At 31.9% G+C, this 6,564-nt stretch carries 9 protein-coding genes and 2 pseudogenes; 4 read left to right on the forward strand and 7 right to left on the reverse strand.

The features are described 5' to 3' along the window. Window positions 1-58, reverse strand: a 58-nt coding sequence (locus AC1DTM_RS15785) for a helix-turn-helix domain-containing protein (protein WP_133117059.1), incomplete at its 3' end; no start/stop codon positions are given. 11 nt (window positions 59-69) lie between these two features. Beyond that, window positions 70-468, reverse strand: coding sequence for an IS200/IS605 family transposase (gene tnpA, locus AC1DTM_RS15790; protein WP_477000458.1), 399 nt, complete (start codon window positions 466-468; stop codon window positions 70-72). A 457-nt stretch (window positions 469-925) separates the two neighbouring features. Here tnpA and AC1DTM_RS15795 point away from each other — a divergent pair, with 457 nt between their 5' ends. Continuing rightward, window positions 926-1,327, forward strand: coding sequence for a hypothetical protein (locus AC1DTM_RS15795; protein WP_477000459.1), 402 nt, complete (start codon window positions 926-928; stop codon window positions 1,325-1,327). A gap of 457 nt (window positions 1,328-1,784) precedes the next feature. Here AC1DTM_RS15795 and AC1DTM_RS15800 read toward each other — a convergent pair. From AC1DTM_RS15800 to AC1DTM_RS15810, 3 genes and pseudogenes are all read right to left on the reverse strand, one after another. Next, window positions 1,785-2,042: pseudogene (locus AC1DTM_RS15800) on the reverse strand (hypothetical protein); the annotation flags it as partial. A 15-nt stretch (window positions 2,043-2,057) separates the two neighbouring features. After that, on the reverse strand, window positions 2,058-2,378 hold the full coding sequence (locus AC1DTM_RS15805) for a hypothetical protein (protein ID WP_012259982.1): 321 nt from the start codon (window positions 2,376-2,378) through the stop codon (window positions 2,058-2,060). Between the two features lie 880 nt (window positions 2,379-3,258). Further along, the gene (locus AC1DTM_RS15810) at window positions 3,259-3,693 is read right to left on the reverse strand and encodes an NUDIX hydrolase (protein WP_016103975.1); all 435 of its coding nucleotides are present in this window, start codon (window positions 3,691-3,693) and stop codon (window positions 3,259-3,261) included. 729 nt (window positions 3,694-4,422) lie between these two features. On the opposite strand from AC1DTM_RS15810, the gene AC1DTM_RS15815 reads away from it, so the two are divergent. Continuing rightward, window positions 4,423-4,920, forward strand: a complete 498-nt coding sequence (locus AC1DTM_RS15815; protein ID WP_002144370.1) for a CcdC protein domain-containing protein — start codon at window positions 4,423-4,425, stop codon at window positions 4,918-4,920. Between the two features lie 160 nt (window positions 4,921-5,080). Here the strand turns inward: AC1DTM_RS15815 and AC1DTM_RS15820 are convergent, their stop codons facing one another. Together AC1DTM_RS15820 and AC1DTM_RS15825 are read right to left on the reverse strand one after the other, a co-directional pair. Further along, window positions 5,081-5,206, reverse strand: a complete 126-nt coding sequence (locus AC1DTM_RS15820) for a hypothetical protein (protein ID WP_001107285.1) — start codon at window positions 5,204-5,206, stop codon at window positions 5,081-5,083. A 147-nt stretch (window positions 5,207-5,353) separates the two neighbouring features. Then, a pseudogene (locus AC1DTM_RS15825) lies at window positions 5,354-5,494 on the reverse strand (helix-turn-helix domain-containing protein); the annotation flags it as partial. A gap of 280 nt (window positions 5,495-5,774) precedes the next feature. Between AC1DTM_RS15825 and AC1DTM_RS15830 the strand changes: the two are divergent. Together AC1DTM_RS15830 and AC1DTM_RS15835 are read left to right on the forward strand one after the other, a co-directional pair. After that, window positions 5,775-5,930 (forward strand): hypothetical protein, encoded by a 156-nt coding sequence (locus tag AC1DTM_RS15830; protein ID WP_164091251.1) that lies wholly within the window; start codon window positions 5,775-5,777, stop codon window positions 5,928-5,930. A gap of 37 nt (window positions 5,931-5,967) precedes the next feature. Then, a complete protein-coding gene (locus AC1DTM_RS15835; RefSeq protein WP_002144367.1) occupies window positions 5,968-6,243 on the forward strand; it encodes a hypothetical protein in 276 nt (91 codons plus the stop codon). Window positions 6,244-6,564 lie beyond the last annotated feature (321 nt).

The raw sequence follows: 6,564 nt of genomic DNA on the forward strand, positions 1-6,564 counted from the left end.
ATGCTTGTTCTTCTGTTGGATACAAACGAAATTTATATGCTTTATTATGCTTTGTCATATCATTTCACCTCACTTTTCACCTTGATTTTCAATATACTTCATTACCACGTCTATTGGTGAACCACCAGTAGTTAGTAAGCAAAAACTTCTTGACCAAAACATCTCTTTCCAAAGTTTCTTTTTTACTGGTGGAAAATCTCTTTTAATGAGTCGAGARCTTGCACTTTTATAAGCATTAATGAATTTTGTCATTTCTGTATTAGGATGTGCCTTGAACAARATATGTACATGGTCAACATCATGATTCCACTCTACCARTGTTATGTTGTAATTCTCRGATAACCTTACAAACATGTCTTTTGCATAGTCTGACATATCATCATCAAATACATTTCTTCTGTWTTTCACAACCAACACAAGATGATAATACAACAAGAACACTGAATGATTATTACTATCAAATTTCATTTATATACCAACTTTTTCATCTTATAAGACTGATTGTATCATAGAGAAAATAAAAAGCACAGTTACGCACTTTTTGGCTACGCCAAACCGAAATTCATCTCCCACCTACCGTTGGGCTACGCCCTTCACACGCTTGAGGAAGGAGAATTCTTTCGGGGAATTCGTTAAAATCATTAGCTTCACACCTTAAGGATGTTCCGTTCAAAAAACACTCCCTCATATCCTCAATTAATTCTTCAGCAGCTTCAATTCGTTCCATACCAATTACACACCTTTTTAGAGTAATAGTATCAGTATGTCCAAGTTTTATAGATTTTTTGCACCAGAACCAAAAATAATATTATTAAACAAATTTCATATTTACATAAAAAATCCACACTTAACTAGACTCATATACTCACACCATCCTTTCTAGACGAGCATAAGATGTACTAACGAACGAAAGGGGGTAATTATTATGGGTTTTGGTTTTGGTGGAGGTTGTGATTTCAATAGATGTGATGATCGGAGAGATGATCGGAGAGATCATCATAGAGATCATCACAGAAAAGATGAAAACAATAGACAGGTGAATAATAATCCAGAATTAGCACAATTCTTACACACATTAACTCCTGGTACTTGTATTGTTATTCAATATGATCATCAAAGACCTACAAGTGCAACATTCCAAGGTTTTCAAGGGAACAACGTAATTATTTTATCTGACTTTGATTGTTTCCCAGGATTAGCACGTATTGCGATTAACAGAATTAACGTAATCTCTATAAATTCACCTGATTGTRATCGTTTCTGTTGCAAGCGTAAGCATTTTAGAGAATGTGATGATCATGATCATGATCATAAAGATGACTTTTAAAAATGATTGAATAGAAAAACCTTTCCTTTAATTTTATAAGCCAATTTGCAGAAAAAACACCTATTAAAAAATAGGTGTTTTTTCTTTCCTAAATTTACTGAACTGAACGTAAATAACAAACCATTTCATATAGCGGACATATACTATTGTAAGGTCGGCATCCAAATGACCCAAATAAATACCCATGCCAAGAAATAAAACTACAAAGTATTTCTTGGCACCTTTTACATAAAACAAATAAATTTATTAAAAGTGTACAAACCTAATTAAAAATCTATACATATAATGTACCCTACCTCTCTTATTATCTCCTTAAAGGGATTTAATTTTATATAAATCCCTTTTTTCAGTATTTAAATACTTAATTTAACCTACATAACATAATAATTCCTAAAAAAATAAGATAAGAGCCCTTCGCTCTTATCCTATCTTTTCCTTATATTTATTTAAAGCGCTATTAACCTATGCGTCGAACACTAATAACATCTAGGCTTGTCACATTAATGTTTGCAGCAGCATCCACCCAAATAAGAAATCCATCCTCTATACGAATAAAGACTCCGTTTCCATCGATCTGATCTCCGCCTGAAAAAACGTTAATTCTGTCGCCTTCTCGTAAACCATCTAATCTTCTTCGTTCTCCAAAATTACCCAATTGTCTCACCTCCTCATAATCTCTTTTTTTTCGGTTTCTATTATGTTCAACACATTTACATTATTTAAAATGCTATTAAGCTACGCGTCGAACACTAATAACATCTAGGCTTGTCACATTAATATTAGCAGCAGCATCCACCCAAATAAGAAATCCATCCTCTATACGAACAAAGACTCCTCTTCCATCGATCTGATCTCCGCCTGAAAAAACGTTAATTTTGTCGCCTTCTCGTAAACCGTTTAATCTTCTTCGTCCTTCAAAATCCCCCAGTTCTCTTACTTCCTCACGTTCTCTTCTTCTTCTTCGGTTTCTATTACATTCATCACATTCACATCTTCTTCTTCTTCGATTTCTATTACATTCATCACATTCACATCTACGTTCAAAAGACATTTAATATACCCCCTTTTTCCTAAAAATTTTTATCTGCATTATATATTATGAAAGAAATAAATTAATTGATTAGACTTTCTTCCTCTATCAAACATCCAATTAACTAATTTATCAAAAAAAAATCACTAATTTTAACAATTGTACAAGCCATTTTGTATTACTTACATACATTAACAATGAGATGATAATCATCTTACTATACTCCAAATCCCAAATTACCAGTTCGTTAACTATCTTTAAAAGATAGAAAAAAGGACAGTTGAAAACTGTCTTTTTTTCTTATTTACAAAGATATATATTTTGGGAATTAAACACCTCTTACTAATAAATGCATATATTATATAGTGCTCCAACACAATGCTAAACAAACTCCACAAACAAAGAAAGAACTTATTTTCTATCTGTCAAGAATTTAAGTTCTTTTTTATCTATTTTACATTCATTTATATTAATAAGAGGATTCCATTTCCTTTCCGTATAATCGATTCTACGCTTTTTATTCAGCATTTCCTTTACCATGAGAGTTCCTCTCACCCTCAAAGAAATTTTACAGTATGAAAGCTAGGCTTCTGGTGCAAAAACTATAAGATTTATGTAACTAATCTCTGAAACTTAGACATACTGATGTAAAAAGACAATAAAGTTATTTAATTTTAAAACCTAAAACAAGCATAACCCCGTTCTAAATTTAGGACGGGGTTAAAATATAGTCGTTTAATTTTCGACATAAGATACTTCACTGTACTTAAAAATATAACAATAAAGTCGTTTAAAAATCTAAGTTTTATTCAACAATAGCGCCCGATAATTGAACAAGATAAATTCCAAGGTTTCCCCCATTTATGTATAACAACTTTACTTCTATTATAAATTTAAAGCGTTATGAAGAATGAATACGAATCAACGCTTCCGCCTGATTAATGCTTTCTTTTAAATAAATTGGCGAATTGGGGTGATTTAATATTTCATCAGTAGTTAACCATAATACTTCTTCAACCTCATCGTGACTTTTAGAAAATGCCTCCCCCGATTCATATTCGCAAAGAAAAACAATATCCACAACATTTTCACCTGTATCGGTTACGAATGACGTACTATGTACATAATTTAGCCTGTCTTTTACGCTCACACCGACTTCTTCTAATATTTCTCGCTTTACTGTTCTCTCTAATATGTCTGATGAATTCCCTTCTATATCTACCTTACCTCCCACAAGAGAAAGCCAACCACCAGCATGTTCCTCTTTTTTGCTTCTTTCAATAATAAGCCATTTATCATTTTTCCTTATAGCACCTTCAACATTTACGATAAACATTTTAAAGTACCTCCTATAAATTATCCTTATTAATTTCGGGTATTTCCTATGCTTTGTAGCTTGTTCAAAAGCATAACCAAGTGTTTTTTGCCCTTTTTTATTTTCATATATGTACTCCCTTTCGAAAGCAAACGTATTTCTATATATATTGCTTTTATTATACCGTCTATCGTAGTTTTTAGGATATCGCTCTTTTACGTTTACAATTAAACAGCTTTATTATCACTGCACAGCTTGAATATAAACTAATGCGTGAAACGGCAACACCGATATTACCACAAAAGGCAGAAAAAAATAGCCCTACTTTGGCAGTGGACTTGTTGTTTAGCTATAAGCGCGCTATACGCTATTAGCTATATGCCAGGGGTATTGTATATATTGCATGTACTCAAATCATAATTTTAGATTGCAGCTGTTCCATTACAAAAAGTATTAAACTAACTAGCAAATATGCGATTGTTATATGGGAAATAAGGACAATTCTGAGACTGCATACTTAATAAAACAAGTATGTTTTTTTCTATAAATCTTTCAAAAGAAAAAAAGGCGTAATCCTTGATACATAAGGGATAAGCCTCTTTGCTTACCTCTTGCAATAGTATGTAATGGCAAATACCTATATATGATATCACAAATTAATGTTATATTTCCCCAATCAGGATGAATACCACTATCCAACCATCTGTACTTTCCATATAATTGAAATATTCTATGTGTTGAGGTGAAATCATGGATTCTTCTTCGTTTTACACTATTGTAATCATAATTGCTGCGTTAGTCATATGGCGTAGAACTTTGGCAATGTATCGCCCTATTAAAGGAAACGGAACCCGCATTCTCTTACCCATACTATTTTTGTTACTCCCCTGCATTCACATCATCTTAAATCCAAAAGCACATGCCGCTGGCTGGGTATGGATTTGTGCAGCTATCTTTGGATTTCTTTTGTCAATTCCACTTATTTGGACCACTCACTATGAACTCCGATTCGATCAGCATATTTATGCTGTAAGAAACAAGAGCTTTATTATTACCTTTCTCATCGTACTTATTATCCGTTTTTTACTTCGTGATTATTTAAAATGGCTAGGTCCAGAAACAGAAGCAGCACTATTTATGACTGTAGCACTGGGATATATCTTACCTTGGAGAATTATCTCTTTCATCAAATTTCGTCAACTATACAAAAGTCGAATCCAAACTAACAATAACATTGACTTACGATAACACTAATTATGTGAATGGAAAGTACTTTCAGAACTTCTGAGGGGACTTTCCAGGTTTTGCAATACATTGGTTTTATGCTAACAAAAGATGCTTATTTTTTTGAAGAACTATGTTAATTTTGAGGAACAAAGGGACAGATTTACTGCCCCCTATTGTTTACTTATTTTGATTTTTTTTGGGCTCTTAATGCGATTTTTTCAAGTCCATTTTCTCCCGCAAATTCTACATCTGCTTTTGGTACAGCATTTTTATTGTTCTTCAATTGATTATTCTTATTTTTAGCCATTTTTTCACCACCCTTGTAGCTTGATTTAGTTATTCCTTCAAGGATGCCAACTATAATAAATACACTATATACAGATAGCGGAGTTGTGTTTATTCGTCATCAGCACCCACGATTTTAGTTTGCTTTCTTTTTTGTAGCCTATGCGATTTGATTTACTTCTTTAAATAAACTGCCCCATTCGCTCAATAAGAAATTGAATACAAAGCGATTGCACCCAATGGTTTTAACAATTAATATTTTTTGTTCCTTCGTTGGATAGATACGAAATTTATATGCTTTGTTGTAGATTTTGAATAAAGTTTGATGATTTTTGTGATCCTTGCTCAATTAAGGCGCCYGATTATTGAAGTTCGGTTTTAGGCTAATCCACTTCACATATTTACTTAAGGGAGTGCTTTTTAATAGTGTGTTAGAGCACTATATAATATATGTATTTATTAGTAAGAGGGGTTTAATTTTCAAAATATATATCTTTGTAAATAATAAAAAAGGACAGTTGAAAACTGTCCTTTTTTCTATCTTTTAAAGATAGTTACCGAACAAGTAATTTAGGGTTTTGGGGTATAAGATGATTATCATCTCATTGTTAATGTATGTAAGTAATACAAAATGGCTTGTACAATTGTTGAAATTAGTAATTTTCATTTTAAATAAATTAGCTAATTGGGCAATTGGTAGAGGAAGAACATCTAATCCATTAATTTATTTCTTTCATAATATATAGTGCAAATAAGTTTTTTAGGAAAAAGGGGTTATGTTAAATGTCTTTTGAACGTAGATGTGAATGTGATGAATGTATTAGAAACCGAAGAAAAAGAGACCGTGAGGAAGTAAGGGAATTGGGGAATTTTGAAAGACGAAGAAGATTAAATGGTTTACGGGAAGGCGACAAAATTAGAGTTTTTTTAGGTGGAGATCCAATCGATGGAATAGGAGTCTTTATTCGTATAGAGGATGGATTTCTTATTTGGGTGGATGCTGCTGTGAATATTAATATGACAAGCCTAGATGCTATTAGTGTTCAACGAGTAATTTAATAGCGCTTTAAATAAAGATAAGGGGAAAGCTCTTATCTTATTTTGTTTTTAGGAATTATTATGTTATGTAGATTAAATTAAGTATTTAAATACTTAAAAAAGAAGGGATTTATATAAAATAAATCCCTTTAATAAATTAATAGAAAGGTAGAATACATTATATGTGTAGGTTTTTAATTAGGTTTGTACATTTTTAATAAATTTATTTATTTTATGTAAAAGGTGCCAAGAAATACTTTGTAGTTTTATTTCTTGGCATGGGTATTTATTTGGGTCATTTGGATGCCGACCTTACAATAGTATATGTCCGCTATATGAAAT

Source organism: Bacillus sp. P4_D3, assembly GCF_056401855.1.